This is a genomic window from Amycolatopsis sp. NPDC004747 (genome assembly GCF_053601335.1).
In genome coordinates, this window is the sequence record NZ_JBSGBQ010000019.1 from 1 (window position 1) to 26,214 (window position 26,214).

The 26,214-nt window shown below is 71.7% G+C and carries 24 protein-coding genes; 13 read left to right on the forward strand and 11 right to left on the reverse strand.

The features are described from left to right. Window positions 1-203 precede the first annotated feature (203 nt). The 3 genes from ACWEGE_RS28445 to ACWEGE_RS28455 all read right to left on the reverse strand — a co-directional run bounded on the left by ACWEGE_RS28445 (window position 204) and on the right by ACWEGE_RS28455 (window position 3,524). Complete coding sequence (locus ACWEGE_RS28445; protein ID WP_449663510.1) at window positions 204-1,814, reverse strand: succinic semialdehyde dehydrogenase; 1,611 nt, start codon at window positions 1,812-1,814, stop codon at window positions 204-206. A gap of 102 nt (window positions 1,815-1,916) precedes the next feature. Beyond that, window positions 1,917-2,822: a hypothetical protein gene (locus tag ACWEGE_RS28450; protein WP_449663511.1), complete on the reverse strand. Its 906-nt coding sequence runs from the start codon at window positions 2,820-2,822 to the stop codon at window positions 1,917-1,919. 84 nt (window positions 2,823-2,906) lie between these two features. Beyond that, window positions 2,907-3,524 (reverse strand): TetR/AcrR family transcriptional regulator, encoded by a 618-nt coding sequence (locus ACWEGE_RS28455; protein ID WP_449663512.1) that lies wholly within the window; start codon window positions 3,522-3,524, stop codon window positions 2,907-2,909. 103 nt (window positions 3,525-3,627) lie between these two features. Here ACWEGE_RS28455 and ACWEGE_RS28460 point away from each other — a divergent pair, with 103 nt between their 5' ends. Beyond that, a complete protein-coding gene (locus tag ACWEGE_RS28460; protein WP_449663513.1) occupies window positions 3,628-4,779 on the forward strand; it encodes an acyl-CoA dehydrogenase family protein in 1,152 nt (383 codons plus the stop codon). Window positions 4,780-4,790: 11 nt separating this feature from the next. Continuing rightward, the gene (locus ACWEGE_RS28465; RefSeq protein WP_449663514.1) at window positions 4,791-5,927 is read left to right on the forward strand and encodes a CaiB/BaiF CoA transferase family protein; all 1,137 of its coding nucleotides are present in this window, start codon (window positions 4,791-4,793) and stop codon (window positions 5,925-5,927) included. On the opposite strand, the gene ACWEGE_RS28470 is transcribed toward ACWEGE_RS28465, so the two are convergent. Then, entirely contained in the window at window positions 5,924-6,454 is a 531-nt protein-coding gene (locus ACWEGE_RS28470; RefSeq protein WP_449663515.1) for a GNAT family N-acetyltransferase, read from the reverse strand. The two genes, ACWEGE_RS28465 and ACWEGE_RS28470, sit on opposite strands and share 4 nt — an antisense overlap. A 214-nt stretch (window positions 6,455-6,668) precedes the next feature. Then, complete coding sequence (locus ACWEGE_RS28475) at window positions 6,669-7,442, reverse strand: crotonase/enoyl-CoA hydratase family protein (protein ID WP_449663516.1); 774 nt, start codon at window positions 7,440-7,442, stop codon at window positions 6,669-6,671. A gap of 101 nt (window positions 7,443-7,543) precedes the next feature. Here ACWEGE_RS28475 and ACWEGE_RS28480 point away from each other — a divergent pair, with 101 nt between their 5' ends. The 5 genes from ACWEGE_RS28480 to ACWEGE_RS28500 all read left to right on the forward strand — a co-directional run bounded on the left by ACWEGE_RS28480 (window position 7,544) and on the right by ACWEGE_RS28500 (window position 10,419). Continuing rightward, the gene (locus tag ACWEGE_RS28480) at window positions 7,544-7,711 is read left to right on the forward strand and encodes a hypothetical protein (RefSeq protein ID WP_410588771.1); all 168 of its coding nucleotides are present in this window, start codon (window positions 7,544-7,546) and stop codon (window positions 7,709-7,711) included. Window positions 7,712-8,071: 360 nt separating this feature from the next. Continuing rightward, complete coding sequence (locus tag ACWEGE_RS28485; protein WP_013224355.1) at window positions 8,072-8,554, forward strand: hypothetical protein; 483 nt, start codon at window positions 8,072-8,074, stop codon at window positions 8,552-8,554. Window positions 8,555-8,678: 124 nt separating this feature from the next. Beyond that, entirely contained in the window at window positions 8,679-9,593 is a 915-nt protein-coding gene (locus ACWEGE_RS28490) for a lytic transglycosylase domain-containing protein (RefSeq protein WP_449663517.1), read from the forward strand. 65 nt (window positions 9,594-9,658) lie between these two features. After that, window positions 9,659-10,051 (forward strand): hypothetical protein, encoded by a 393-nt coding sequence (locus ACWEGE_RS28495; RefSeq protein ID WP_449663518.1) that lies wholly within the window; start codon window positions 9,659-9,661, stop codon window positions 10,049-10,051. 26 nt (window positions 10,052-10,077) lie between these two features. Further along, window positions 10,078-10,419, forward strand: coding sequence for a DUF3817 domain-containing protein (locus ACWEGE_RS28500; RefSeq protein WP_449663645.1), 342 nt, complete (start codon window positions 10,078-10,080; stop codon window positions 10,417-10,419). Here the strand turns inward: ACWEGE_RS28500 and ACWEGE_RS28505 are convergent. Continuing rightward, entirely contained in the window at window positions 10,397-11,821 is a 1,425-nt protein-coding gene (locus ACWEGE_RS28505; RefSeq protein WP_449663519.1) for an MFS transporter, read from the reverse strand. The two genes, ACWEGE_RS28500 and ACWEGE_RS28505, sit on opposite strands and share 23 nt — an antisense overlap. 135 nt (window positions 11,822-11,956) lie before the next feature. On the opposite strand from ACWEGE_RS28505, the gene ACWEGE_RS28510 reads away from it, so the two are divergent. Next, window positions 11,957-12,517, forward strand: coding sequence for a TetR/AcrR family transcriptional regulator (locus ACWEGE_RS28510; RefSeq protein WP_449663520.1), 561 nt, complete (start codon window positions 11,957-11,959; stop codon window positions 12,515-12,517). Window positions 12,518-12,536: 19 nt separating this feature from the next. Here the strand turns inward: ACWEGE_RS28510 and ACWEGE_RS28515 are convergent, their stop codons facing one another. Both ACWEGE_RS28515 and ACWEGE_RS28520 read right to left on the reverse strand, forming a co-directional pair. Then, a complete protein-coding gene (locus ACWEGE_RS28515) occupies window positions 12,537-14,129 on the reverse strand; it encodes a solute symporter family protein (protein ID WP_449663521.1) in 1,593 nt (530 codons plus the stop codon). Beyond that, on the reverse strand, window positions 14,126-14,563 hold the full coding sequence (locus ACWEGE_RS28520) for a DUF485 domain-containing protein (RefSeq protein WP_449663522.1): 438 nt from the start codon (window positions 14,561-14,563) through the stop codon (window positions 14,126-14,128). The genes ACWEGE_RS28515 and ACWEGE_RS28520 overlap by 4 nt, the downstream gene beginning before the upstream one ends. Before the next feature lie 1,029 nt (window positions 14,564-15,592). Between ACWEGE_RS28520 and ACWEGE_RS28525 the strand changes: the two genes are divergently transcribed. Genes ACWEGE_RS28525 through ACWEGE_RS28540 form a run of 4 tightly spaced genes read left to right on the forward strand, consistent with a single transcriptional unit; the run spans window position 15,593 to window position 21,398 of the window. Next, window positions 15,593-19,633 carry a nitrate- and nitrite sensing domain-containing protein gene (locus ACWEGE_RS28525; RefSeq protein ID WP_449663646.1) on the forward strand — a complete coding sequence of 1,347 codons (4,041 nt, stop codon included), beginning with the start codon at window positions 15,593-15,595 and terminating at the stop codon, window positions 19,631-19,633. After that, complete coding sequence (locus ACWEGE_RS28530) at window positions 19,630-20,082, forward strand: roadblock/LC7 domain-containing protein (protein ID WP_004561253.1); 453 nt, start codon at window positions 19,630-19,632, stop codon at window positions 20,080-20,082. The genes ACWEGE_RS28525 and ACWEGE_RS28530 overlap by 4 nt, the downstream gene beginning before the upstream one ends. 7 nt (window positions 20,083-20,089) lie before the next feature. Beyond that, complete coding sequence (locus ACWEGE_RS28535) at window positions 20,090-20,806, forward strand: DUF742 domain-containing protein (protein ID WP_449663523.1); 717 nt, start codon at window positions 20,090-20,092, stop codon at window positions 20,804-20,806. Beyond that, on the forward strand, window positions 20,787-21,398 hold the full coding sequence (locus ACWEGE_RS28540; protein WP_033261921.1) for a GTP-binding protein: 612 nt from the start codon (window positions 20,787-20,789) through the stop codon (window positions 21,396-21,398). The genes ACWEGE_RS28535 and ACWEGE_RS28540 overlap by 20 nt, the downstream gene beginning before the upstream one ends. Window positions 21,399-21,440: 42 nt before the next feature. On the opposite strand, the gene ACWEGE_RS28545 is transcribed toward ACWEGE_RS28540, so the two are convergent. Genes ACWEGE_RS28545 through ACWEGE_RS28555 form a run of 3 tightly spaced genes read right to left on the reverse strand, consistent with a single transcriptional unit; the run spans window position 21,441 to window position 22,838 of the window. Beyond that, window positions 21,441-22,079: a DUF899 domain-containing protein gene (locus ACWEGE_RS28545; protein ID WP_449663524.1), complete on the reverse strand. Its 639-nt coding sequence runs from the start codon at window positions 22,077-22,079 to the stop codon at window positions 21,441-21,443. Further along, window positions 22,076-22,516, reverse strand: coding sequence for an SRPBCC family protein (locus tag ACWEGE_RS28550; RefSeq protein ID WP_449663525.1), 441 nt, complete (start codon window positions 22,514-22,516; stop codon window positions 22,076-22,078). The genes ACWEGE_RS28545 and ACWEGE_RS28550 overlap by 4 nt, the downstream gene beginning before the upstream one ends. After that, window positions 22,509-22,838 (reverse strand): ArsR/SmtB family transcription factor, encoded by a 330-nt coding sequence (locus ACWEGE_RS28555; protein WP_449663526.1) that lies wholly within the window; start codon window positions 22,836-22,838, stop codon window positions 22,509-22,511. Before ACWEGE_RS28555 ends, ACWEGE_RS28550 begins: the two co-directional genes overlap by 8 nt. Window positions 22,839-22,975: 137 nt before the next feature. On the opposite strand from ACWEGE_RS28555, the gene icmF reads away from it, so the two are divergent. Then, window positions 22,976-26,209: a fused isobutyryl-CoA mutase/GTPase IcmF gene (icmF, locus tag ACWEGE_RS28560; protein ID WP_449663527.1), complete on the forward strand. Its 3,234-nt coding sequence runs from the start codon at window positions 22,976-22,978 to the stop codon at window positions 26,207-26,209. The last annotated feature ends 5 nt before the right edge of the window (window positions 26,210-26,214 follow it).

The window sequence follows — 26,214 nt, forward strand, 5'->3', positions numbered from 1 at the left end:
TCGACCGCATCACGACGGAACTGCTCCGGATACTTCGACCTGCGCGACACCAAGACATCCTCCCTCCAGACCACCGTCTGGAATCAAGGTGTCCGGCCCCACGGGGCAACTCCATTGGGGAGGCATCAGCCCGATGCCCCGCCAATCACACGTGATGCCCCTCCAGTCACGCGTGATGCCTGCTGGATCACGCGAGTTACGGGTCAACGGGGGAGGCGGCGGAGGGCTTTGAGGCCGAGGGTCATGCCTCGGGACCACAGGGAACCCCGGATCGCGCGGGGCGGGCGGAGGGCCAGGCCGCGCTGGAGCGCGATCGACTGGGACTCCGTGTACTTCAGGAGGCCCTCGGCGCCGTTGCGGCGGCCGACGCCGGAGTCCTTCATCCCGCCCATCGGGACGCCGACGCTGCCGAACGTCGCCGCGTAGCCCTCGTTCACGTTGACCGTCCCGGCCTTCAGCCGGGCCGCGACCTCCCAGCCCGCGCGGCCGTTGCGGGACCAGACGCTGGCGTTGAGCCCGAACGGCGTGTCGTTGGCCCGCTCGATGGCGTCGGTGACGTCGGTGTAGCCGTAGATCGACACGACCGGCCCGAACGTCTCCTCCGCGAACGGCAGCATGTCCGGGGTGACGCCGGACAGCACCGTCGGCTCGTAGAACAGCGGCCCGAGGTCGGGTCGCGCGCGGCCGCCGGTGAGCACCGAAGCGCCCTTCGCGCGGGCGTCCTCGACGTGTGCCGACACCGCCGCCAGCTGCTCTTCCGACGTCAGCGACCCCATCTGGGCCTGGTAGTCCAACGCGCCGCCGAGCCGCAGCGCCGCGGTCCGAGCGACGAACGCGCGGGTGAACTCGTCGCGGATGTCCTCGTGGACGTAGATCCGCTCGACCGACACGCACAGCTGCCCGGCCGAGGAGAAGCACGCGGTCACCGCGCCCGTCGCCGCCTTCGCGACGTCGGCGTCGGGCAGCACCACCATCGGGTTCTTGCCGCCGAGCTCCAGCGAGTACGACGTCAGCCGCTTCGCCACCTGCCCGGCCAGCTCCTTGCCGGTCGGCGTGGAGCCGGTGAAGCACAGGTAGTCCGACTCCTCGACCAGCGCGGTGCCGATCTTCGAACCCCGGCCGAGCACGATCTGCCAGGTCCCGGCGGGCAGCCCGGCCTCCTCGGCCAGTTCGTGCAGCCACAGTGCCGAAAGCGCGGTCTGGTTGTCCGGCTTCTGCACGACGGCGTTGCCCGCGGCCAGCGCCGGCAGGACGTCCATCGCGGTCAGGGCCAGCGGGTAGTTCCACGGCGAGATGATCCCGACGACGCCCTTGGGGTGGCGGACCTCGCCCGCGCGGGTCAGCCCGGGGATGACGCCGCCGGCCCGGCGGGGCGCGAGGATCTTCGCCGCGTGCTTGCCGTAGTAGGCGGCGACCAGCGCGGTCGCGCTGACCTCGTCGAACGCGTCGAGCCGGGCCTTGCCCGCCTCGACCTGGACCAGGTCGAGGGCTTCGTCCTGCCGCGCGAGCACCAGGTCGTGCAGGCGGGTGAGGACGCGGGCGCGCTCGGCGGGGGAGCGCTCGGCCCAGGCCCGCTGGGCCGTGCGCGCGTCGGCGAACACCGCGCGGACGTCGGCGTCGGTGGCCTGCGGCAGGGTCGCGATCGGCAGGCCGGTGAAGGGTGCCCGCATCCGGATCGGCGCCGAGTCCGCGCCGCCGGTCACGCGGGCGACGAGCCGGGCCGCCCGCGCGGCGGCGGGCGCCCCGGCGACGCCACCGACGGTCGGCGGCAGCGTGGTGTCTTCGACTGCGTTCGCGGGGGTCGTGCTGGTCATGACGTCTCCGTTCCGCGGAGTCCGCGCGACGTCGCGCAGAGGTTACCGACGAGTACACCATACCGTCGGTACGTCAGCTGTCCAGCGTGATGTGAATCAGATTCACGTATTGGGCGGGTGCAGCGGCGGCAGCTGGTAGTTCGGCTCGGTCGGGTCCTGCTGCTGCTGCCCGGGGTGCGGCTGGGCCTGCGTCGCGCCGCCGTAGGGCGCGTCGGGCTGCTGCGCCGGGAACGGCTGCGACGGCGGGCCGCCGAAGGAGGGCGGCAGCGGGCCGGTCTGCGGTGGCGGGGCCTGGGCGGGGAACGGCTGCGACGGCGGATATCCCGGATAGGGCTGCCCGAACTGCTGCTGCGGCACCGGGTACGGCCGGGACGGCTGCTGGTACGGCCCCGGTGGTGCCCCGGCCGGGGCCGCGGTGGCCGCCGGCTGCCGCCCGGCCAGCGCCGCGGACACCAGCACCAGCACGGCGACGATCCCGCCGCCGATCAGCAGCCAGAACCCGATCCCGGTCGTGTAGTGCGACTTGATCGTTCCTTCGTCGGTTTCGTAGCTCAAGGTCGCCGAGACGTCCATGCCGAGCATCCACACCGCCGCGGCCACCCCGGCGGCCCCCGCGACCAAGGCCGTCCGAGCGCCCGACCGCACGCCCGGTTTCGCCGAGCGGCGCGCCCCGGCGAACGCCAGCCCGGCGCCGGCCAGCAGCACCACCGCGCCCGCGGTGAGCGGGATGCCGTACCGCGCCACATGGGTGTTGTCGTAAAACTTCTTCGCCTCGCCGGTGGGCTCGACGGCGAACGAGCGCGACCAGGCGCTGATCGTCTGGCTGCTGTCGGTCTTGCCGTCCACCACCTGCTCGAAGGACGTCTGCGGCAGGAACGACCCGGCGATCACCAGGGCCGCAGCGAGGACGCCGAGGATCCCGGCGAACAACCGGAACACGGCGCCCGGGTCGGCCGGCGGCGGCGTGGGCGGCGGGCCGTAGGAGTACGGGTACGGGGCGGCGGTCATCGGAACTCCCCTCGTTCGGAGGGGATTGGACCACGAAATCCGCGTGGGGATAAGGGGCAAAGCACCCTGGCGGCGCCGCGCTGGTCAGCTCGGCGCAGCGGTGGCGTCCTGGTAGAGCAGAACGGCGATGCGCTTCCATTCCTCGAGCAGCTGCCGCCGCCGGTTCGGGTCGCCGCCGAGCTCGGCGTCCAGCGCCAGCCCGCGGGTGAGGTTGACGGTGAGCCAGAACAGCATCTCCGCGCGTTCCGGCGGGAGTTCGCCCGCCACCTGGGTGACGTGCTCGAGCGTGGCGCGGCCGAGCGCGCGGTCGACCGGGCGGATGGCCGCGCGCAGCTCGGGATCGGTGCGGGCGGCGACCCACAGCTCGGTGACGGCGGTGGAGAGCGTGCCGGAGTAGCCGGCCCACAGCAGGTCGATCGCCGCGGCGACACCGGTACCGCCGCTCGGCAGGTCTTCGAGCGAGGCCGCGAGCTGACGGCGCAGCTTCGTCGTCAGGTGCTCGACCGCGGCCGCCATCAGCTCGGCCTTCGCGGTGAAGTGGTGCTGCACCGCCCCCTTCGACACGCCCGCGCGGGCGCAGATCTCCTGCACCGAGGTGCGCGCGTAGCCGACCTCGACCAGGCAGTCGATGGTGGCGTCGAGCAGCGCCGTGCGGGTCTGCTCGCGCCGCTGCGCCTGGGTCCGGTGCGCCGTCTCGGTCACCGCGGCCTCCCTGCTTTACCTACCGGACGGAATGGATGTACATTCCGATCAGAACTTACATGCCGATCGTCATGTTTGCCAGTACCGTCAGCAGGAGGGTCCCGTGCCACTGCAACTGCCGAAGAGCTCGTGGAGCACGACCGAGCTCGATGACCTCCGCGAGCTCGCGCGGTCGTTCCTGCAGAAGGAAGCCGTCCCGCACCAGGAGCGCTGGGCGGCGGAGAAGAAGGTCGACCGCGAGCTCTGGACGAAGGCGGGCGACGTCGGCCTGCTCTGCCTGTCCATCCCGGAGGAGTACGGCGGGGGCGGCGGCACCTTCGCCCACGAAGCCGTCCTCTACGAAGAGCAGGCGCGGGCCGGCGACAGCGCGTGGGGCGTCACCGTCCACAATGGAATCGTCGCGCACTACCTGCTCGCCTACGCCTCGGAAGAGAAGAAGCGCGAGTGGCTGCCGAAGCTGGCCAGCGGCGAGCTGGTCGGCGCGATCGCGATGACCGAGCCCGGCACCGGCTCCGACCTGCAGGGCATCAAGACGCGGGCGGTCCGCGACGGCGACCACTACGTCATCAACGGCGCCAAGACGTTCATCACCAACGGTCTCCACGCGGGCCTCGTCGTCGTCGCGGTGAAGACCGACCCGGACGCGGGCGCGCAGGGCGTCTCGCTGATCGTGGTCGAGACGGACACGCCGGGCTTCCGCCGCGGCCGCGTCCTCGACAAGGTCGGGCTCAAGGGCCAGGACACCGCCGAGCTGTTCTTCGACGACGTCCGCGTGCCCGCCGCGAACCTCCTCGGCGACGCCGAAGGCCAGGGCTTCTTCCAGCTGATGCTGCAGCTGCCGCAGGAACGGCTGATCATCGCCGTCACCGCGGTCGCCGGGCTGGAGGCGGCGGTCGACCTCACGCTGGAGTACACCAAGGAGCGCACGGCGTTCGGCCGGCCGATCTTCTCCTTCCAGAACACCAAGTTCACCCTCGCCGAGGCGGCGACCGAGGCCGCGGTGGCGCGGGCGTTCCTCGACCAGTGCATCGAGCGCCACCTGCGCGGGGAACTGGACGTCCAGGGCGCGGCGATGGCGAAGCTGTGGACCACCGAGCGCGTCAACAAGGTGATCGACGACTGCGTGCAGCTGTTCGGCGGCTACGGCTACATGACCGAGTACCCGATCGCGCGCGCCTGGGCCGACGTCCGGATTTCCCGGATCTTCGGTGGCACCAGCGAGATCATGAAGGAAATCATCTCCCGTTCGCTCTGAAAGGCCCGACTATGAAGGCAGGTCCGCTCAGCGGCCTGAAGGTGGTGGAGCTCGCCGGTCTCGCGCCCGGGCCGTTCGCCACGATGGTCCTCGCCGACCTCGGCGCCGACGTCGTCCGCGTCGACCGCGCCCAGCCGGGGGAGGACGTCCTCGGCATCGGGACCGACCCGCTGGCCCGCGGCCGCCGGTCGGTCGGCATCAACACCAAGACGCCCGAGGGCGTCGAGCTGGTGCTGAAGCTGTGCGACACGGCCGACGTCCTGATCGAGGGCTTCCGGCCGGGGGTCGCCGAGCGGATCGGGCTCGGCCCGGACGTCGTGCACGCCCGGAACCCGCGGCTGGTCTACGGCCGGATGACCGGCTGGGGCCAGGACGGGCCGCTGGCATCGGCGGCCGGCCACGACATCAACTACATCGGCATCGCCGGTGCGCTGGAGCCGATCGGGCGCGCGGGCGAGCGGCCGGTGCCGCCGCTGAACCTGGTCGGCGACTTCGGCGGCGGCGGGCTGCTGCTGGCGATGGGCGTCCTGGCCGCGCTGTACGAACGGAACACCTCGGGCCGCGGCCAGGTCGTCGACGCGTCGATGGTCGACGGCGCCGCGCTGCTCACCACGAGCCTGCACGGCATCAAGGCGGCCGGGCTGTGGTCCGAGGGGCGCGGCGAGAACATGCTCGACGGCGGCGCGCCGTTCTACGACACGTACGAGACCGCGGACGGGAAGTACGTCGCCGTCGGCGCCATCGAAATGCGGTTCTGGAGTTCGCTGGTGCAGGTGCTCGAGCTGGACCCGGCGGAGCTGCCGCTGCACGTCGACCGGACGCAGTGGCCGCGCCTGCGCGAGATCGTGGCGGGGGCGATCGCCAAGCACACGCGCGACGAGCTCGTCGCCCGCGCGTCCGGAACCGACGCGTGCCTGACGCCGGTGCTGTCACCCGAAGAGGCGGCTTCGCACCCGCACAACGCGGCGCGCGGCACGTTCGTCGAGATCGGCGGCATGGTCCAGCCGGCCCCCGCGCCGCGCTTCGACCGGACGCCGCCGTCGACGCCGGAAGCACCGCGGGCCAAGGGATCCGACACCGAAGCGGTGCTCGCCGAGCTGGGCGTCACGGACCTGGACGCCCTGCGCGCGGCCGGGGTGATCGCCTAACTCTCGGCCAGGTCGGAGCGCACGACCGAGTAGACGACGTGGTCGCGCCACTCGCCGTCTCGGAAGCCGTAGCCGCGAAGCACGCCTTCGCGGGTGAAGCCGGCTTTCTCGAGCGAGCGCTGTTCGGCGCGGTTGCCGACCTCGGTCGTCGCTTCGACCCGGTTGAGCTGGGTGTGGGCGAAGAGGTAGCGGACGAGCAGGCGCTGGGCTTCGGTGCCGTAGCCGTGGCCACGCGCTTCCGGCGCCAGGACGAGGCCGGCGTTCCAGCAGTAGGACGTCGGCCCGGTGCGGGTGCGGTGCCAGGAGACGAGCCCGAGGACGCGGCCGCCGAGCGTCGGGACGAGCATGCCGGTCTCGGCGGTGAGCATCCCGGTTTCCTGCCACCGGCGGCGCAGGTAGCCGGGATCGTGCCAGCCGAACCACTGGTGCTCCCCGGCGGCGACGGGATCGTTGGTCAGCCGTTCCAGCAGGCCCAGATCGCTTTCGGCCACCGGCCGCAGCTCGACTCCGACACCGTCGTCATCCATCGGACGACCTTATCGGCCGCTTGACCGGAACCGGCAGGGCTTCCCGCAAGACAGCTCACTAGAAGCATTGACCGTGACCGAGAGGTCAACACGCGTGATTCAAGGGTCGACACGCGTGATCCGGAGGTCGACACGGCGCATCCGGAAGGGCCCGGCCGTGTCGACCCGCCAATCACGCGTGTCGGCTACCGAATCACGCGAGTCGGCCCTTGGATCACGTGAAGGTGCCGTGGCGGCCTTCGCCGGCGGTGAAGCGGGCCGCGCCGTCGACCGCTTCGGCCGCCAGGACGCCCGTGCCCATCGCGGCGGTGAACTCCGCGGTCAGTGCGTCCTCTTCGGACCTGCCCCACTGGGCCAGCGCCGAGCGCCGGTCGCCGCGCAGGCACGCCTGGGGGAACGCCGCCAGCTGCCGGGCCAGCTCCTGGGCCGCCGTCACCGCCTCGCCCGCCGGCACCAGCCGGTTGGCCAGGCCGATCTCGAAGGCCTCCGAAGCGTCGACCGGCCGCCCGGTGAGGATCAGGTCCATCGCGCGCGACTGGCCGATCAGGCGCGGCAGCCGCACCGTCCCGCCGTCGATCAGCGGGACGCCCCAGCGGCGGCAGTACACGCCGAACACCGCCGTGGTGTCCGCGACCCGCAGGTCGCACCACAGCGCCAGCTCGAGCCCGCCCGCGACGGCCGGGCCGTGGACCGCCGCGATCACCGGTTTGCCCAGTGCCATCCGGGTCGGCCCCATCGGGCCGTCCCCGTCCGGGTGAGTGCGGTTCATCCGGTCGGTGCCGATCGCCTTGAGATCGGCACCCGCGCAGAACGCGCCGCCGGCTCCGGTCAGCACCGCGACGGCCGCGTCCGGGTCCGCGTCGAACGCGCGGAAGGCGTCGGCCAGCTCGGCCGCCGTCGGCCCGTCGACGGCGTTGCGCGCCGCCGGGCGGTCGATGGTGATCGTCGTCACCGCGGCGTCCCGCCGCACCAGCACGTTCCGGGACATGGCCGCTCCTGGGCTGATCGAGGTGTCTTCCGTGGACGCCTTCCCTACAGTATTGGGGTGGCCACTCCCAGGACGGGGACGGCGAGCCGGGGAGGAAGCGCATGTCGGGCGGCGTGAAGAAGATTCTCATCGTGGGCGTGGTCGCGCTCGTCCTCTTTCTCCTGATCACCCAGCCCACGCAGTCGGCCGACTTCGTGCACCGCGTGCTCGGCTGGCTCAAGGACGGCGCCGAAGCGATCGTCACGTTCTTCCGGACGCTCTTCTCCTGACCTGGTGCTTCTCCGTACCGGCGCCGCCACGGGCGGTGCCGGTGACTACCCTGCGTGCAAACGGACGGTAAATCACCCAGTGTCACCAATCCCGGAATTCGGACTCGGACACTCGACCATCCGGGTGGATTGCGGCGGAAAACGCGCAGGTCGTCGAATTCGTACCACCCGGGGTCTGGCGAAGGGGACCACCCCGGCCCTACGGTGCTCACATTGCGTGATCGGGTGGTTCGCCATCCCCCCGGAGAACCCCGGTACGCAGGCAGTTTCCACTCAGCAAGGTGCAGGTTGGTGCGTGCGGCACCACCGCGTGGGACAGGCGTCAGGGCCTGTCCGTCGGGGACCTACAAGGAGGCAGGGATGACCGGAGATCCCGGAGTGGACGCGTTGATCCGGCAGTGGGCCGCCGAGCGCGAGAGGACTCCCGAGGAGCAGGAGGTCGACCGCATCGCTTCCGCGTGGCTGGCCGACGCACCCGCGCAGGCTCCGGGCATTCCCGGCCAGCGGGCCCGGACCGGGCAGTCGCGGTTCGTCCCGGTGGAGTCGGCCGACCCCGGCTACCTCGCCGCGATGCGCAGCCGGCTGCCGGAAGTGCCCGAAGAGCTCCTCACCGCCGCCGCGGGCTGGTGGCAGATGGTCGGCGGCGTCGCCGAGGCCGAGGAGTGGTGGGACGCCGGCATCAGCCCGCTCGACCAGCGGGCCCTCGACTACCGGGCGGCCGGGCTCGCGCCGTCCGACCTGAGCCGCCGGCTCGGGCCGATGACCGTCCTGCAGCACCTGCGCCGCGGCAGTGCCCCGGCCTGGTGCGTCGCGCGGCTCGCGCGGCAGCAGAAATCCGCCTGACGAGACGTTTTCCACTCGGCCGGGTGACCCGGCGCGGTGAGACGATGGCGACGGCCCGCGTAACGCTAACCTGCGCGGGCTCGTTGACAGTTTCGTCGACACCACGCTGGAGGACCGGAGTTTCGTGCGCACCAGGACCGGAAAGACCGAGGACGACCCGATCGGCGCAGCCGCCGAGGAAGCCGCCCCCGCCGCACCGGCACCGCGCTCTCCGGGCGTCGCCGTGCTCACCCGGCTGCTCGTGGTCCTCACCGTGCTGGCCGTGGCCGGCGGCGGGATCTGGCTGGTCACCCGGGCCTCGACGCCAGAGGCGAGCCCGACGACCACCGAAATCCCCGCTCTCCAGGTGAAGGCGGCCGACGTCCGCCCGGGCTCGGTCGCCCCGGCCGGTGGCGCGGTGGCGGGCGGAGCCGAGCAGCAGACGAGCCCGCAGCAGGCCCACCCGCGCGAAGCGGGCCCGGCGACACTGTCCCAGTGGGCGGCGCAGGTCGCGGCGGCCACCGGCGTCCCGGCCCGTGCCCTGCAGGCGTACGGCAACGCCGAGCTGGCGATGCGGGCGGACCAGCCGAACTGCAAGATCTCGTGGGCGACGCTCGCGGGCATCGGCCGCATCGAGTCCAACCACGGCCAGTACGCGGGTGCGGTCCTCGGCGCCGACGGCCGCCCGTCCAAGCCGATCATCGGCGTGCCGCTGGACGGCTCGGCCGGGGTCCAGGCCATCGGCGACACCGACGGCGGCCGCTACGACGGCGACACGGGAGTCGACCGGGCGGTGGGCCCGATGCAGTTCATCCCGGGCACGTGGCGCAAATGGGCCTCCGACGGCAACGGCGACGGCCTGGGCGACCCCCAGCAGATCGACGACGCGGCCCTGGCGGCGGCGCGGTACCTGTGCGCGGGCGGGCGGGACATGGCGAGCCCGAGCGGGTGGTGGGCCGGGATCCTGTCCTACAACAACTCGACGGAGTACGCCCAGAAGGTGTTCGGCCTGGCGGACGGCTACGCGAAGGCCGCCCAGGCGGCGCGCAAGCAGGGCTGAGAGCCCGGCCACCCCGGCCGCGACCGCGCGCCGGCTCTCAGCAGGCCAGTGCTAGCGTCGACTCCGTGCCAGACCCTCACCCGCCGGCGGTGTCCCCCTGGGGGCGCCGGATCGCGATCGTCGCGACCTGCCTGGTGAGCCTGCTCGTCTGCTGCGGGCTCGCCTGGTGGCAGTGGGACCGCTTCACCTCCGCGAACGGCACCTTCCAGAACCTCGGCTACGTCCTGCAGTGGCCGCTGTTCGGGCTCTTCCCCGCCTTCATGTTCTGGCGGATCCGCAAACTGCGGCTGAAGGCCGAAGCCGAACCCGGACCGCCGCCCGCCGCGGAGAAGCGTCCCGAGGTGCCCGCCCCCCGTCCCCGCCCGGACACCAAGGTCACGGACGAGGACGAGGAACTGGCCGCCTACAACCGTTACCTGCGCGAGCTGAACGCCCGCGACCAGCAGGCCGCAGAGTGAAGAGCAAGAGTGAGGACGACGACCCGATGACCACCAGCACCGAAGGCGCCCGGACCGCCGTTCCCCTCGCCGGCCCCCTGGTCCGCTTCCGCACCGCCGCCTACGTCACCGGTGTCGGCCTGCTCGGCCTCTGCTTCGTCATGGTGCTGCGGTACGCCTTCGGCAACCCGACGCCGTCCGCGGTCTACTCGCCGATCCACGGCGTCCTCTACATGATCTACCTCGTGCTCACCATCGACCTGGCCATCAAGGCTCGCTGGTCGATCAAGGGCACCGTGCTCGTGCTGCTGGCCGGCTGCGTCCCGTTCGTCTCGTTCCTCGTCGAGCGCCGGGTGACGCACAAGGTCAAGGCCGGGCAGAAGCTGTAGCGCGCCGGAAGGTCAGCGCCACCAGCACCGTGCAGGCCGCGAACGCCGCGGCCGTGCCGAACGCCGCCGTCATGCCGTCGACCGTGAGCTGTGCGCCCGTCGTGCCCGCCGAGCGGGTGACCGAGCCGAACACCGTGACCAGCACGGCCAGCCCGAGCGTGCTGCCGACCTGCTGCATCGTCTGCAGCACCCCGCCCGCGGCGCCCGCGTCCTCGCCCGGCACGGTGGCCATCACGATCACGTTGAGCGGCGCGAACGACAGCCCGGCGCCGAGCCCCATCAGCAGCAGCGGGCCCAGCAAGGCCGGGAAGTACGTGCTGCCGGTGGTGAGGAACGTGAGCCACACGACGCCGGAGACCATCAGGATCGAGCCGGTCACGGCCAGCGGCTTCGGCCCGTAGCGGGGGAGCAGCCGCGGCACGAGCCGGCTCATCGTGAAGATCAGCGCCGCCATCGGGAGGAAGGCGAACCCGGTCGCCAGCGCCGCGAAGTGCCGGATGTCCTGCATGAACTGGGTCAGGAAGAAGAACATCGACATCATCGCCATCGGGCCGAGGAAGAAGTTGACGTAGGCCGCGCTGCGGTTGCGGTCGGCGAACAGCCGCAGCGGCACCAGCGGCAGCGCCGTCCGGGCTTCGATGGCGACGAAGCCGGCGAGCAGCACTAGGCCGGCGGCGAGCGAGCCGAGTGTCACCGCGTTGCCCCAGCCGTCGGACGCGGCGTGGGTGAAGGCGAACACGAGCGAGCCGACGCCGAGGGTGCCGGTGATCGCGCCGGGCAGGTCCAGGTGCGCCCGGCGGCGTTCGGGCTCGGCCACGAACCGCGGCGCGAGCAGGGCGATCGCCAGGCCGAACGGGACGTTGATGAACAGCGCGGCGCGCCACGAGATCCACTCGGTGAGCAGGCCGCCGACGATCAGGCCGATCGCGAAGCCGCCGCTGGACATCGCGGAGAACAGCGCCAGCGCGCGGACACGTGCCTTGGCCTCGGTGAACGTGGTGGTGATCAGCGCCAGGGTGCTCGGGCCGGCCATGGCGGCGCCGACGCCCTGCAGCGCGCGAGCGGCGATGAGCAGCGCCGCCGAGTCGGCGAGCCCGCCGGCCAGCGAGGCGAGCGTGAACAGGGCGGTGCCCGCGACGAACATGCGCCGCCGTCCGAACAGGTCGCCGGCCCGGCCGCCGAGCAGCAGCAGGCCGCCGAAGACCAGGCTGTAGGCCGTCATCACCCAGGACAGGCCGGTGGGGGTGAAGCCGAGGTCGGCCTGGATGCGCGGGAGCGCGACGTTGATCACCGTCGCGTCGAGGATGAGCATGAGCTGGCAGGTCAGGATGATCGCGAGGACCAGCCCGCTGCGGTGGGGGCGCGCCGGTGCGGGCGCGCGGTCGAGCGTCTGTTGCGACAAGGAATACTCCCCCGAGGAGCAAGAGATGAAGCGGAGAGGTTCTCCACTTGCGGGCGATCCGATAATATGGAGAGTGTCTCCGGATGCGCAAGTGAATTCGGAGAATCTCTCCGGTTAAGTGGCGAGGAGGCCGGGATGCCGGACAGCGAGCGTCCGATGCGCGCGGACGCGCGGCGCAACTACGAACGCATCGTCGCGACGGCGAAGGACCTCTTCACCGCCCACGGCGCCGATGTGCCGCTGGACGACATCGCCAAGACGGCCGGCGTCGGCGCGGGCACGCTCTACCGGCACTTCCCGACCAGGGAAAAGCTGTTCGAAGCGGTCTACCGCGACGAGATCACGGTGCTCGCCGACCGCGCCTTCGTCCTGCACGACGAGCTGCCGCCGTGGGAAGCGCTCGAAGCGTGGCTGCTCGCCCAGGTCACCTGGGTCGTCGAGCGGCACAAGCTGGCGACGATCCTCAAGGAGTCGATCGACTCGGGTTCGGAGACGTTCCTGTACTGCCAGAAACGGCTCCGCGAAGCGACGGGCGTGCTCGTCGAAGCGGCGCAGGAGGCCGGGCTGGTCCGGCCGGACGTCGTCGGCGCCGACGTCCTCCGGCTCGGGCACGGCGCCGGGATGGCCGTGCGCAACTGCAGCCCGGAGGACGGCAAGCGCGTGCTGACCGTGATCCTGGACGGCCTGCGCGCCTGACGCCGGCCGCCGGCCGGCCTCAGCCGCCGATGCCGGTCATCGAGCGGACCTCCATCTCGGCCTGTTTCTCCGCGTCCGCCTTCGGCCGGCCCACCAGCGTCCCGACGAACCCGCACAGGAACGAGAACGGGATCGAGACCAGGCCCGGGTTCTTCAGCGGGAACCAGGCGAAGTCGATGCTCTTGAAGATCGAGTCCGGCGCGCCCGAGACGACCGGCGAGAACAGCACCAGCAGCAGGCAGGCGATCAGGCCGCCGTACATGCCCCAGAGCGTGCCGGTGGTGTTGAACCGCTTCCAGAACAACGAGTACAGCAGCGTCGACAGGTTCGCCGACGCGGCCACCGCGAACGCCAGCGCCACCAGGAACGCGACGTTCTGCCCGTTCGCCAGCACCCCGCCGACGATCGCCAGCGCACCCACCGCGACCGCGGTCAGCCGCGCCACCCGGACCTCGTCCGCCGGCTCCGCCTTGCCGCGCTTGAAGATGTTCGCGTAGACGTCGTGGGCGAACGAAGCCGACGCGGTGATCGTCAGCCCGGCCACCACCGCGAGGATGGTCGCGAACGCCACCGCGGCGATCACGCCCAGCAGCAGCGTCCCGCCGATGTGCAGCGCCAGCAGCGGGGCCGCCGAGTTCTCCCCGCCCGGGGCGCGCTTGATCTCGTCCGACCCGACCAGTGCGGCCGCGCCGAAGCCGATCACCAGCGTGCAGACGTAGAAGACGAGCATGCACACCGTCGCCCAGACGACCGAGCGGCGCGCTTCGAGGGAGTTCGGCACCGTGTAGAAGCGCATCAGCAGGTGGGGCAGCGAAGACAGACCGAGCACCAGGGCCAGCGCGAGCGAGACGAAGTCGAGCTTGGTGGTGTCGTCCTTGCCGTAGGAGCCGCCCGGTTCCAGCAGGTGCTCGCCCAGCGGGCTCTTCTCGGTCGCGGCCTGGAGCAGGTTCGAGAAGCTGAAGCCGTACTTGCCGAACAGGAACACCGCGATCAGCACGACGGCGAGCATCAGCACGCCGGCCTTGATGATCTGCACCCACGTGGTGCCCTTCATCCCGCCGACCAGCACGTACAGCACCATCACCAGGCCGACCACGCCGATCACCAGCGCCTGCCCGAGCCGGGTGTGGATGTCGAGCAGCAGGGCGACCAGGCCGCCGGCGCCCGCCATCTGCGCCAGCATGTAGAACAGCGAGATCACCAGGGTCGACGTCGCCGCCGCGGCCCGCACCGGGCGCTGGTTCATCCGGAAGCTGACGACGTCGCCCATGGTGAACCGGCCGGTGTTGCGCAGCAGCTCGGCGATCAGCAGCAGGTCGACCAGCCAGGCGACCAGGAAGCCGATGGAGTAGAGGAAGCCGTCGTAACCGTGGACGGCGATCGCGCCCGCGATGCCGAGGAACGAAGCCGCCGAGAGGAAGTCGCCGGAGAGCGCGATGCCGTTCTGGCGGCCGGTGAAGGCGCTGCCCGCGGCGTAGTAGTCCGACGTCGAAGAGGTCCGGCTGCCGGCCCGGTAGACGACGTACAGGGTGATCGCCACGAACAGGGCGAACACGACGATGTTGATGACGGGGTCGCCGGCGGCCGGCCCGCCCGCGGCGAGGGCGGTCATCGGCGCTTCTCTTCCGCCAGGCCCGCGCGCGCCCGCAGTTCGGCGACCCGCGGGTCGAGCCGGCGGCGCGCGTAGCGCAGGTAGAGGGCGGTGATCAGCGCGGTGCTGGCGAACTGGCCGAGGCCGAGCAGGATGGCGACGTTGACCTGACCCCACACCTTGCGGCTCATGAAGTCGTGCGCGTACGCGGCCAGCAGCACGTACGTCATGTACCAGGCGAAGAAGGCGAAGCTCATCGGGAAGACGAAGCCGCGGAACCGGCGGCGCAGCGAGACGAACTCGGGGCTGGCCTGGATCGCGGTGTAGTCGGGGCCCGCGGGGGTGGCGGACCGGTGGGGCGGAACCCCGGCCGGGCCGGACCCGGCGGGCAGGGCCGGGATCCGGCTCGTCTCCTCGAGGGCGTTGCCCGGCGTGGGCCGCGCTACGTCGTACATGGTGCCTCCGGCGGGGTGCCTCCGTGGCGGCGGGCCCGGGGCGCCTGCGGGGCAGGGTCGCCGGGCCGCCCTTGCGGACTGCGAGGGCACATCGTAACTACGCCATCCGGCCGCACCCGAAGGTGGCCGGACCGTCCGGTCGGTTCGGGCGGCGGTATTCGTTTTCCGGGCGCTCGCGTCGAATGGGTGACCGGCGACAACGCGGGTACGGAGAACGCGCGCAATGCCGAAAAGAATTGTGACGGGAAGTTGTCGACGCCGAAGTGCGCTGCGACGAACGGGCTAATGCTGCTGGTCAACTTGCCGACCCGGTCACGGAAAGTAGCCGAATTCGGGACTTGATCCTGCTCGCGGGTGGCTCCATGGTCGAATGACGCGGCGAGGATCCACTGGTCAGCGCCGGGTTCCGAAAGAAATCACCGGGTCGGGGCGAGGAAACGCGCAACGCCACAACATCGGGCACACCTTGAGGCTTGACCCACCCGTTGGTGGTACGGAGTGTAGATCGACCGAGGGATGCTGCTACGCTGCCTGGGCTAATCGGGTGACGACCGGATGCGTCCGGTCCTCGGTCCGGTAACCAGGATTGCCGCTTCGGGGGCGGGGTGGCGGAATGTCTTGGCCCGTGTCCGGTCGCGAAAGCACTTTTCGCAGGTCAGCGCCCGAACGGGGAACACAATTGACCGGCACGGCATCGGGGGTACGATTCTTTGGCCCAGCTGACCGCAGCGATCGATTGGCACCGATAAAGTTGATCTCGATCACCGTGCACAACGCAACTTGCGACATGCACGTGCAGAGTCCCGGGCAGCGGGTTCCCGGGGCCGAGACGGCGAGGCGGTGCCGGCCCGGTGACGGGCGCGCGGACGGCGGGGCGACCGGGGACGAGCGAGGGCGCCGGGGAAGCGGCAGGGTGGGGACGGCACGGCCGTCCGAGCGCCCGTCGCGAACCGGGACGCCGCGCCGCCGACGCGGATCCATGACGCCGGACAGGGAGTCACTCACGTGACCGTTGCAGGAGAAGGTCAGGTGCCCGTCGGGGAACTGCTCGGCCGAGCGCCCCGGCGGTCGAAGGGAAAGGCCGTGTGGCGCGCGCTCGTGCAGTGGCGCGACTGGAGCCTGCCCGTCAAGCTTTCGGCCGTCACGGTCGTGCCCATCGTCCTGGCGCTCGTGCTGGGGGTCGCCACGATCGCCGCGCAGGTCGGCCGCTCGGACGAGTACCAGCGGCTCGACCGGCTGGTCGCGCTCGGCGGCGGGGTGCGCACGCTCACCACCGCGTTGCAGCAGGAGCGCACGGTCACCTCCGCGATGCTGACCGAGGGCACCGTGGGCGGTACCCCCGAACTGGCTGCGGCGCGCAAGGCCACCGACGCCGCCGCCGGTCCGTTCACCGCGGAGCAGGCCCGTGCCGCGCAGGCCGAGCCCGGTGTTTCCGGAGCCGCGGGCGCGGCGTCGGCGCAGGTCGGCAACCTGGCGTTCCTGCGCCGCCAGGTCGACGGCGGCCAGCTCAACCCGAGCCAGGCCATCACCGCGTACTCGGCGCTGACCGGGTCGCTGATCAGCCTCGACACCGCGGCGACCGCGGGTGCCGGTGACGGCACCCTCGGCGGTATGCCCGCCGGCCTGCACGAGCTGCTGGTGGCCGGTGAGCAGGTGTCGCTCAGCCAGGCGATCGTCTCTTACGGCATCGGCCGGGCCGGGTTGACGCCGAGTGAGCTGGCCATCCTGCGCGCCGCCGAGCAGCGGCTCGCCGACCGGCTGGTCGATTTCCGTTCGGCGGCGGGTGACACGCTGCAGCGCGACTTCGCCGCGATCGCCGAGGGCACGCAGGCGCAGAGCCGGGCCCGGATGGTGGAGACGGTGCTGAACGCGCAGAGCGGCGCGGTGGACGACGCGCTCCGTGCGCTGTCGGCCGCCGACTGGACCACCGCGTCCGCGGCGATGCGCACGCAGATCGGCGGGCTCGCCGACCGGCTCGGCGCGTCGGCGTCGCAGACCGCCGCGGACCTGGTCGACGAGTCCAGCAGCGGGGCCGGCCTGCTCGCGGTGGTGCTGTTCGCCGCGATGGTGCTGGCCGTCGCGGTCGTCTTCCTCATCACCCGCCAGCTGCTTCGGTCGCTGAAGGTGCTGCGCCGCAGCGCCCTCGACGTCGCCGAGACCGCGCTGCCGGAGGCGGTCCGCAACATCCAGGAGGGCCGCGCGCAGGGCACCGACGTCCGGCCGGTCGGGGTGCACACCGACGACGAGGTCGGCGAGGTGGCGCGGGCCTTCGACAAGGTGCACCACCAGGCGCTGCGGCTGGCGACCGAGCAGGCCGCGATGCGCACCGGCTACGGCAGCGTCTTCGTCAACCTCTCGCGGCGCAGCCAGAGCCTGGTGCAGCGGCAGCTGCAGCTGATCGAGCAGCTCGAGCGGGACGAGGAGGACGCCGACCAGCTGGCGACGCTGTTCCAGCTCGACCACCTCGCCACCCGGATGCGGCGCAACAACGAGAACCTGATGGTGCTCTCGGGTGCCGAGCCGGGCCGCCGGTCCGGGAAGCCGGTCGGCACCACCGACATGCTGCGCGCCGCGGTGTCGGAGATCGAGCAGTACCAGCGCGTGCAGGTGCAGCCGCCGCCCCCGGCCCGGATCGTCGGCTACGCCGCCAGCGACCTGATGCGCCTGGTCGCCGAGCTGCTGGACAACGCCACCGCGTTCTCCGCGCCGGAAACCACGGTGACGGTGGCTTCGCGGCTGGGCGAAGACGGCTCGCTCCACATCGACATCCTCGACAAGGGCATCGGGATGAACGAGTGCGAGGTCATCGAGGCGAACACCCGGCTGACCGAGGCCGGGTCGGTCGACCTGGTGACGTCGAGGCGGATGGGCCTGTTCGTCGTCGGCAGGCTGGCCAGCAGGCACCGGATCGGGGTGTCGCTGCACGGCGGCAAGGACATCGTCGGCGTCCGCGCCACGGTCGTCGTCCCGGCGGAGCTGGTGATGCCGGTGACCGACGGCCCGGCGACCGGCCCGATCGGCGCCCTGCAGCAGCACCCGGCGAGCCCCGCGGCGGGCAACCGGCTGCCGCGCCGCCCGGTCAACGGCGCGGCCCGCCCGCGGCCGGTGGTGCCGCAGCAGCCGGCGATGGGCGAGGAGCGCTGGCCGTCGGCGAGCGACCTGGCCGGGCTGTCCGGCACGCGCCCGCCGTCGGACCTGGAGATTTCGGGGACGGCGCTGTTCGCCCCGATCGAGAAGGGCCCGGTCGAAAAGGACGACGTCCCGCCGCAGCGCCCGGCCCTGCCGCAGGTGCCCGCGGTGCTGCCGTTGCCGCCGAGCCCGCCGCCGCGCGGCGACGACCTGCCGGCGGGCAAGGACCTGTTCACGGCCAACGAGACGACGCTGAGCGACTGGTGGCAGGAGGCGACGGCGGGGTCGGAGCCGCCCCCGCCGGCCCCGGCGCCGGACCGTTCGGAGACGACGCCGATCTTCGACGAGATGCTGTCGGCCTGGTTCCGCGAGGACAAGCCGCCGGCGGAGGAAGAACCGGTCGCGGCGCAGGAGGCGCCGCCGGAGGAGCGCCGCAGCTGGGACTTCGCGAGCGACGAGAACTTCCGCACGGTCCAGGAGCGGACGAAGGCCGAGCCGACGGCGTTCACCGAGGCGGGCCTCCCGCGCCGCCGCCGCGGCGAGCAGCTGCTCCCGGGCAGCGCCACCCCGGCGTCCCCGGCGGCGACGCCGAAGCCGGCCCCGGCCCGCCCGGACCTCCCGGTCCGCGACCCGGCGGACGTCCGCGGCCGCTTGAGCAGCTTCCAGCAGGGCGTGAACCGCGGCCGCCGCCAGGCCGCGGCCAAGCGGACCCGCCCGGCCCAGCCGGTCCCGGGCACTTCGGCGGGGCCGGGACTGGGGACCGCCCAGTCCGCGGGCCAGGCGGCCCAGGCCGCCCAGCAGCAGGCGGGCCAGGCCGGCCCGGCGACGCCGGAGACAGCGGGGCAGCCGGCGGCCGGCCAGGCGCCGGGGTCGGACCCGCTGGCGTCGGGTTCGGCGGGCGCGCAGCAGTCGGCGGGGTCGGCGGCTGGTCAGGTACTGGGGTCGGATCGGCAGGCGTCGGGTTCGGCGGGCGTGCAGCAGTCGGCGGGACTGGCGGCCGGCCAGGCGCTGGGGTCGGATCGGCAGGCGTCGGGTTCGGCGGGCGTGCAGCAGTCGGCGGGATCGGCGGCCGGTCAGGCGCTGGGGATGGATCGGCAGGCGGCAGGTTCGACTGCTGCCCAGCAGGCTGCCGGTTCGGGGTCCGGGCAGGCCGTGCCCGAGGCGGCCGGACCAGGGGCGGCGCAGGCTGCACCGGGCGCGACCGGCGGCCCGGCAGGTTCGGCGCAGGCCGTTCCGGAGGCTTCCGGGCAGCCCGGGCCGGAGCCCACGGCAACCCCGCAGAACTCGACCCCGGCCGGTCCGGAGGCCGGCGCGGGCCGGCAGGCCGCGGCGGCGAGCCCGGCCCCGGCGCAGCCCACGGCGGAGCCGGGGGACCAGCACCGGCCCGGCGGCGCCGAGCAGGCCGCACCCCCGTCGGCCACCCCGCACCCGGACCAGGCGTCCCGTCCGCCCGTGGGCGGCGTGCTCCCCAGCCGCCGTCCGGCTGCGGCCGGGTCCACCTCTGGCACCCTGCCGCAGCTCGACGGGCGGCAGCAGGAGTCCGGGCAGCTCCCGCTCGCCAACGGCCGTCCCGCTGTCCCGCCGTCGTCCCTGCCCAGCAGGAAGGCCCCGGAGACACCCGCTCCGCGCCGCGAAGAGACCGTCGTCGAAGCCACCGCCGAATGGAACTTCGGCACCGACGACGGCTGGCGCGCGGTGCAAGCGGTGTCCCAGTCGACACCCTCCACCTTCACTTCGGCAGGATTGCCCCGGCGCCGTCGCGGGGAGCAGCTGCTCCCGGGCAGTGCCGGACCGTCCACCGGGGCCACGGCCCCCCGACCACAACGGGACGCACACGACGTGCGCGGCCGCCTGCGGAGTTTCCAGCAGGGCATCGAGCGCGGACGCCACCGCACCGCTCAGGCGGCCGAGAACAACCACGAGACCTTGGAGGGTGAATGACCTCGCCGAGTAGCGCTCAGCCGACGCAGAACCAGTTCGGCTGGCTGGTGAACGACTTCGCGGAGCGGGTGCCCGGCGTGGCCCACGCCGTGGTCGTCTCGGCGGACGGCTTGCTGCTGACCGCGTCGAACCGGCTCCCGCTCGACCGGGCCGACCAGCTCGCCGCGGTCGCGTCCGGGCTGGTCAGCCTCACCCAGGGCGCGGCCCGCTGCTTCGAGGCCGGCGCGGTCAACGAGACCGTCGTCGAGATGGAGCTCGGCATCATGGTGCTGATGTCGATCAGCGACGGCTCGTGCCTGGCCGTGCTCGCCGCCCCCAACTGCGACATCGGACAGGTCGCCTACGAGATGACGATGCTCGTCGACCGGGTCGGTCAGATCCTCACCCCGGAGTTGCGCGCTCAACTTCAGGGCTCCGGGGGGTCGCTGATCGGCGAACCGGTGGGATGATGGCGCGATGAGCACGGGGTCCGGATTCGACGGGGAGCCACCCGCGGGGCACAGCCCTGCCGGGAGTGGGGACGACGGCACGTTCGCCGACGTCCTCAACGGGTTCACGCTGGATTCCGGCCGTGCCCGCCGGAAGCGCAAGAAGAGCAAGGAGTCCCCGCAACCCCCGGCCGCCGGTGCACACGCGGCCGCGGATCCGCCGGCGCCCGCGCCGTCGGCCGACCCAGGAGATCGTGTGACCTCTTTAGTCTCGCCACCCGGCAGTACCGACGGGGACAGCCCCAGGCCGGGCGGGCTGTTCGACCCGGGCCCGCCCAGCGGCGAGTTCGTCATGCCCGCGGTGTTCGAGCAGCCGCCCGCGCCGGAGGAGCTGACGGCGATCGTCCGGCCCTACGCGCTGACCGGCGGCCGCACCAAGGCCAATTACGCCCTGGAGCTGGAGACACTGATCTCCGCGAAGGACTACGCTGCCACCGGTGGCTTCCCCGAGGTGGCCGCGGAGCAGATCGAGTGCATCTCGATCATGGAAGAGTGCCGGACCCCCCGTTCGGTCGCCGAGATCGTTTCGGCGCTGCGGGTGCCACTGGGCGTGGCCCGGGTGCTGATCAGCGACGCGGCCGACGCGGGGCTGGTCACGGTGCACAAGACGATTACGGGCAATGACGGCGCCGAGGCACATCTGGTGTTGATGGAAAGGGTTTTGAGTGGACTCCGTCGGCTATAAGGCACCGCGGGACACCGCGCCCCCGACCATGACCTCGGCCAAGATCGTGGTGGCCGGCGGGTTCGGCGCCGGGAAGACGACCTTCGTCGGGTCGGTGTCGGAGATCGTGCCCCTGACCACCGAGGCGATGATGACCGACGCCAGCGTGGGGGTCGACAACCTCGACCACACGCCGGGCAAGTCGACGACGACGGTGGCGATGGACTTCGGCCGCGTGTCGCTGGACGCGGACCTGATCCTGTACCTGTTCGGCACGCCCGGGCAGCAGCGGTTCTGGTTCATGTGGGACGACCTGGTCCGCGGCGCCATCGGCGCGGTGGTGCTGGCCGACACGCGCCGGCTGGCCGACTCGTTCGCGCCGATCGACTTCTTCGAGGACCGCGGGCTGCCGTACATCGTCGGCATCAACACGTTCGACGGCGTGCTGGAGCACGACATCAACGACGTCCGCGAGGCCCTGTCGATCGACCCGAACATCCCGATCGTCCGCTGCGACGCCCGGGACCGCGAGTCGACCAAGCAGACGCTGATCACGCTGGTCGAGTACGCCATGCGGCAGTGGATCGCCCTGCGGGCGGCCAACGCCCGCTGACGCCGCCGGGGCCCCGGGCCGTCCCAGGGGCCCCAGCGCGGGTCAGTACTCGTCGTGCCGGCGCCACCAGGAGCTCGGCGCGTCGTCGCCGCGGCTTTCCTCTTCCCAGGCCTCCTGGCGGCCCAGCGGCGTGATGTCGAGGTAGCGGTGCGAGGCCAGGAACATCTCGCCGCCCCGGCCCGAGGTGAAGTACGTCCGGTAGACCTCGTCGCCTTCGCGGAGGAAGACGCTCACGCCGAAGCCCCGGCCGACCCCGCAGTCCTCGGTGAAGCCGCTGCCGTGCGCGGACACCCACGGCACGTCCCAGCCCATCCGCGCCTTGTACCGCTCGATCTCCGGCAGCGTCGCCGGCGCGACGACCGTGAGCGTGACGTCGCGGGCGTGCAGGTGCGCCAGGTGCGGCATGTTGTCCACGAGCAGGGAGCAGCCGGGGCAGCCCGCCTCGTCCCCGGGGTGCAGCATGAAGTGGTAGACGATCAGCTGGCGGCGGCCCTCGAACAGGTCGAGCAGGCTGACCGGGCCGTCCGGGCCCTCGAACTCGTACTTCGCGTCGAAGCGGACCATCGGCAGCCGCCGTCGCTCGGCGGCGAGGCGGTCGGCCGCCTTCATGTGCTCCTTCTCCTTGACCAGCAGCGCGTCGCGCGCGGCCTGCCATTCCTCCGGCGAAACGATCGCGGTCATCGGTCGTCCTTTCTTCGGATGAAGCCGGTCAGGTCGTCGAAGGCCGACATCCAGCCTTCGTGGTGGCCGTCGCGGTCGGCGGCGGCCGGGAAGCCGGTCTGGACGAAGGTCATCTCGGTCTTGCCGTCGAGGTCGGCGAAGCCGATCGTCACCAGCGTCTCGGCGCGCAGGTCGCCTTCGGCGTCCCAGGCGAAGGTGAACACCAGCCGGTCGGGGACCCGGACCTCGCGGTAGACGCCGTGCATCCAGTGTTCTTCGCCTTCGGGGGAGCGGATGCAGGCCCGCCAGCGGCCGCCGGGGCGGGGGTCGAGCGTGACGGCGGCGCCGGTGAAGCCGCGCGGGCCCAGCCAGCTCGCCAGGTGGTCCGGCCGGGTCCACGCGGTGAACACGAGCTCGCGCGGGGCGTCGAACACGCGGGTGATGGTCAGCTCAGGCATCGCCGGTCAGGGTCCTCAGGTGCTCTTCGAGGCGGTCGAACCCGCCGTCCCAGAACCGGCGGTAGGTGGCGACCCAGTCGGCGACGTCCGCCAGGGGTTTCGCCTCCAGCCGGCAGGGCCGCCACTGGCGGGTGCGGCCGCGGGTGATCAGGCCGGCCTGTTCGAGCACCTTCAGGTGCCGCGAGATGGCGGGCAGGCTCATCGTGAACGGTTCGGCGAGCTCGTTGACCGTCGCTTCGCCTGCCGACAGCCGGGCGAGGATGGCCCGCCGGGTCGGGTCGGCGAGCGCGGAGAACGTCCGGCTCAACTGGTCAGTCGTCATTTCAGCACCTTGTTAATTAACGGGCTGGTTAAACATAGCGCCGAGCTGGCCGATGTCAAGTTCTCCTGGGCTGCCCTGAGATCCGCATCACGGGTCCTCGGGTTTCCAATAGTAGGAAGTCAAAGTATTTTGGGGGGATGAGCAGCGAGCTGTACCGCCCCGTGCACCCTGTCCGCTTCGTGACCGCGTCGAGCCTCTTCGACGGCCACGACGCGTCGATCAACATCATGCGGCGGATCCTGCAGTCGCAGGGCGCGGAGGTGGTCCACCTCGGCCACAACCGGTCGGTCGACGAGGTCGCCACCGCGGCCATCGCCGAGGATGTCCAGGGTGTCGCCATCTCTGCCTACCAGGGCGGGCACGTCGAGTACTTCTCCTACCTGGTCGAGCTGCTGCGCGAGCGCGGCGCCGGGCACATCAAGGTCTTCGGCGGCGGGGGCGGGGTGATCGTGCGCGAGGAGATCGAGCTGCTGCACTCGCGCGGCGTCGCCCGGATCTTCTCGCCCGAGGACGGCTACGAGATGGGCCTGCCGGGCATGATCAACTTCATGATCAAGGCCTGCGACGTCGACCTCGCGGCCGAGGCGCCCTCGCTGGACAAGGTGCTTTCCGGGGACGTCGCCGCGCTCTCGCGGGTCATCACCCAGCTGCAGGCTTCGAAGCTGCCCGGCGACCTGCTGGGCGGGATCACCGAGGCCGCGGGCAAGCGGGAGGTGCCGGTGCTCGGCATCACCGGCACCGGCGGCTCGGGCAAGTCGTCGCTCACCGACGAGCTGATCCGCCGCTTCCGCCTCGACCAGGAGGACAAGCTGCGGATCGCGGTGCTCGCCGTCGACCCGTCACGGCGCAAGGGCGGCGGCGCGCTGCTCGGCGACCGCATCCGGATGAACTGCCTCGACGGCTCGCCGGTGTACTTCCGCTCGCTGGCCACCCGCACGACGTTGGGGGAGATCCCGGCCGGGCTGAGCGAGTCGATCCTGGCCTGCAAGGCCGCCGGGTTCGACCTGGTGATCGTCGAGACGCCGGGCATCGGCCAAGGCGACGCCGGCATCGTCGACTTCGTGGACGAGTCGCTGTACGTGATGACGCCGGAGTTCGGCGCCGCGTCGCAGCTGGAGAAGATCGACATGCTCGACTTCGCCGACGTCGTCGCGATCAACAAGTTCGAGCGCCGCGGCGCCGAGGACGCCCGCCGCGACGTCGCGCGCCAGCTGGTGCGCAACCGCGAGGCCTTCTCGTCGGCGCCGGAAGACATGCCTGTGTACGGCACGAGCGCGGCGAAGTTCAACGACGACGGCGTCACCGCGCTGTACCAGCACCTGCGCGGGATGCTCGCCGAACGGGGCCTCGGCGTGTCCGCGGGCACGCTGCCGCAGGTCGAGGGCAAGGTGTCGACCGACGCGTCGACGATCATCCCGGGCAACCGGTCCCGGTACCTGGCCGAGATCTCCGAGACCGTCCGCGGCTACCACGCGAAGACCGCGCAGCAGGTCGCCGCGATCCGCAAGCACGAGGCGCTGGCCGTCGCCCGCGAGGAACTCGCCAAGGCGGGCGCCTCGACCGACGCGCTGGACGGCCTCCTCGCCGCGGCCGAGTCCGATGTGGACGGCGAGTCGACAAAGCTCCTCGCGCGGTTCCGCGAGCTGGCCGGGGAGTACCGCCAGGACGAGCTGGTCGTGAAGATCCGCGACAAGGAGCTGCGCACGCAGCTGTGGCGCGACACGCTGTCGGGCAACCGGATCCCGCGCGTCGCGCTGCCGCGGTACGCCGAGTCCGGTGAGCTGCTGTCGTTCCTGCGCCGCGAACACCTGCCGGGCTACTTCCCGTACACCGCGGGGGTCTTCCCGTTCAAGCGCGACGGCGAGGACCCGGCCCGGATGTTCGCCGGCGAGGGCGACGCGTTCCGCACCAACCGGCGCTTCAAGCTGCTTTCGGCCGACTCGGAGGCCAAGCGGCTCTCCACGGCGTTCGACTCGGTGACGCTCTACGGCCACGACCCCGACACGCGGCCCGACATCTACGGCAAGGTCGGCACGTCGGGCGTGTCCATCGCGACGCTCGAGGACATGAAGGTCCTCTACGACGGCTTCGACCTGACCGCGCCGAACACGTCGGTATCGATGACCATCAACGGCCCGGCGCCGACGATCCTCGCGTTCTTCCTCAACACGGCGATCGACCAGAAGCTGACGGCGTTCCGCGAGGAGCACGGCCGCGAGCCGTCCGACGCCGAAGCCGCCGAGCTGCGCGAATGGGTGCTGAAGAACGTCCGCGGCACGGTGCAGGCCGACATCCTCAAGGAGGACCAGGGCCAGAACACCTGCATCTTCTCCACCGAGTTCAGCCTCCGGATGATGGCCGACATCCAGGAGTGGTTCATCGAGCACGGTGTCCGCAACTTCTATTCGGTGTCGATCTCGGGCTACCACATCGCCGAGGCCGGGGCGAACCCGATCTCGCAGCTGGCGTTCACGCTGTCCAACGGCTTCACCTACGTCGAGTCCTACCTCGCGCGCGGGATGGACATCGACGACTTCGCGCCGAACCTCTCGTTCTTCTTCTCCAACGGCATGGACGCCGAGTACTCGGTGCTCGGCCGGGTGGCGCGGCGGATCTGGGCGGTCGCCATGCGCGAGCGGTACGGCGCGAACGAGCGGTCGCAGAAGCTCAAGTACCACGTGCAGACGTCCGGCCGGTCGCTGCACGCGCAGGAGATGAGCTTCAACGACATCCGCACCACGCTGCAGGCGCTCTGCGCGCTGTACGACAACGCGAACTCCTTGCACACCAACGCGTTCGACGAGGCGATCACGACACCGTCGGAGTCGTCGGTGCGCCGCGCGATGGCCATCCAGATGATCATCAACAAGGAGTGGGGCCTGTCGAAGAACGAGAACCCGCTGCAGGGTTCGTTCGTCATCGACGAGCTGACCGACCTGGTCGAGGAGGCCGTGCTGGCCGAGTTCGACCGCATTTCCGAGCGCGGCGGCGTGCTGGGCGCGATGGAGACGGGCTACCAGCGCGGCAAGATCCAGGACGAGTCGATCCTGTACGAGCGCAAGAAGCACGACGGTTCGCTGCCGATCATCGGCGTCAACACGTTCCGCAACCCGCACGAGGGCGAATCCGACGTCGAGGTCGAGCTCGCGCGGGCCACCGAGGACGAAAAGAAGTCCCAGCTGGACCGGCTGGCGGACTTCCAGCACCGCCACCACGAGGAGGCCCAGCAGGCGTTGAAGGCCCTGCGCGAAGCGGCCACCCGCGGCGGCAACCTGTTCGGCGTCCTGATGGACGCGGCGCGGGTGTGCTCGCTGGGCCAGATCACGGAGGCGTTCTTCGAGGTCGGCGGCCAGTACCGGCGCAACGTCTAGCGGTG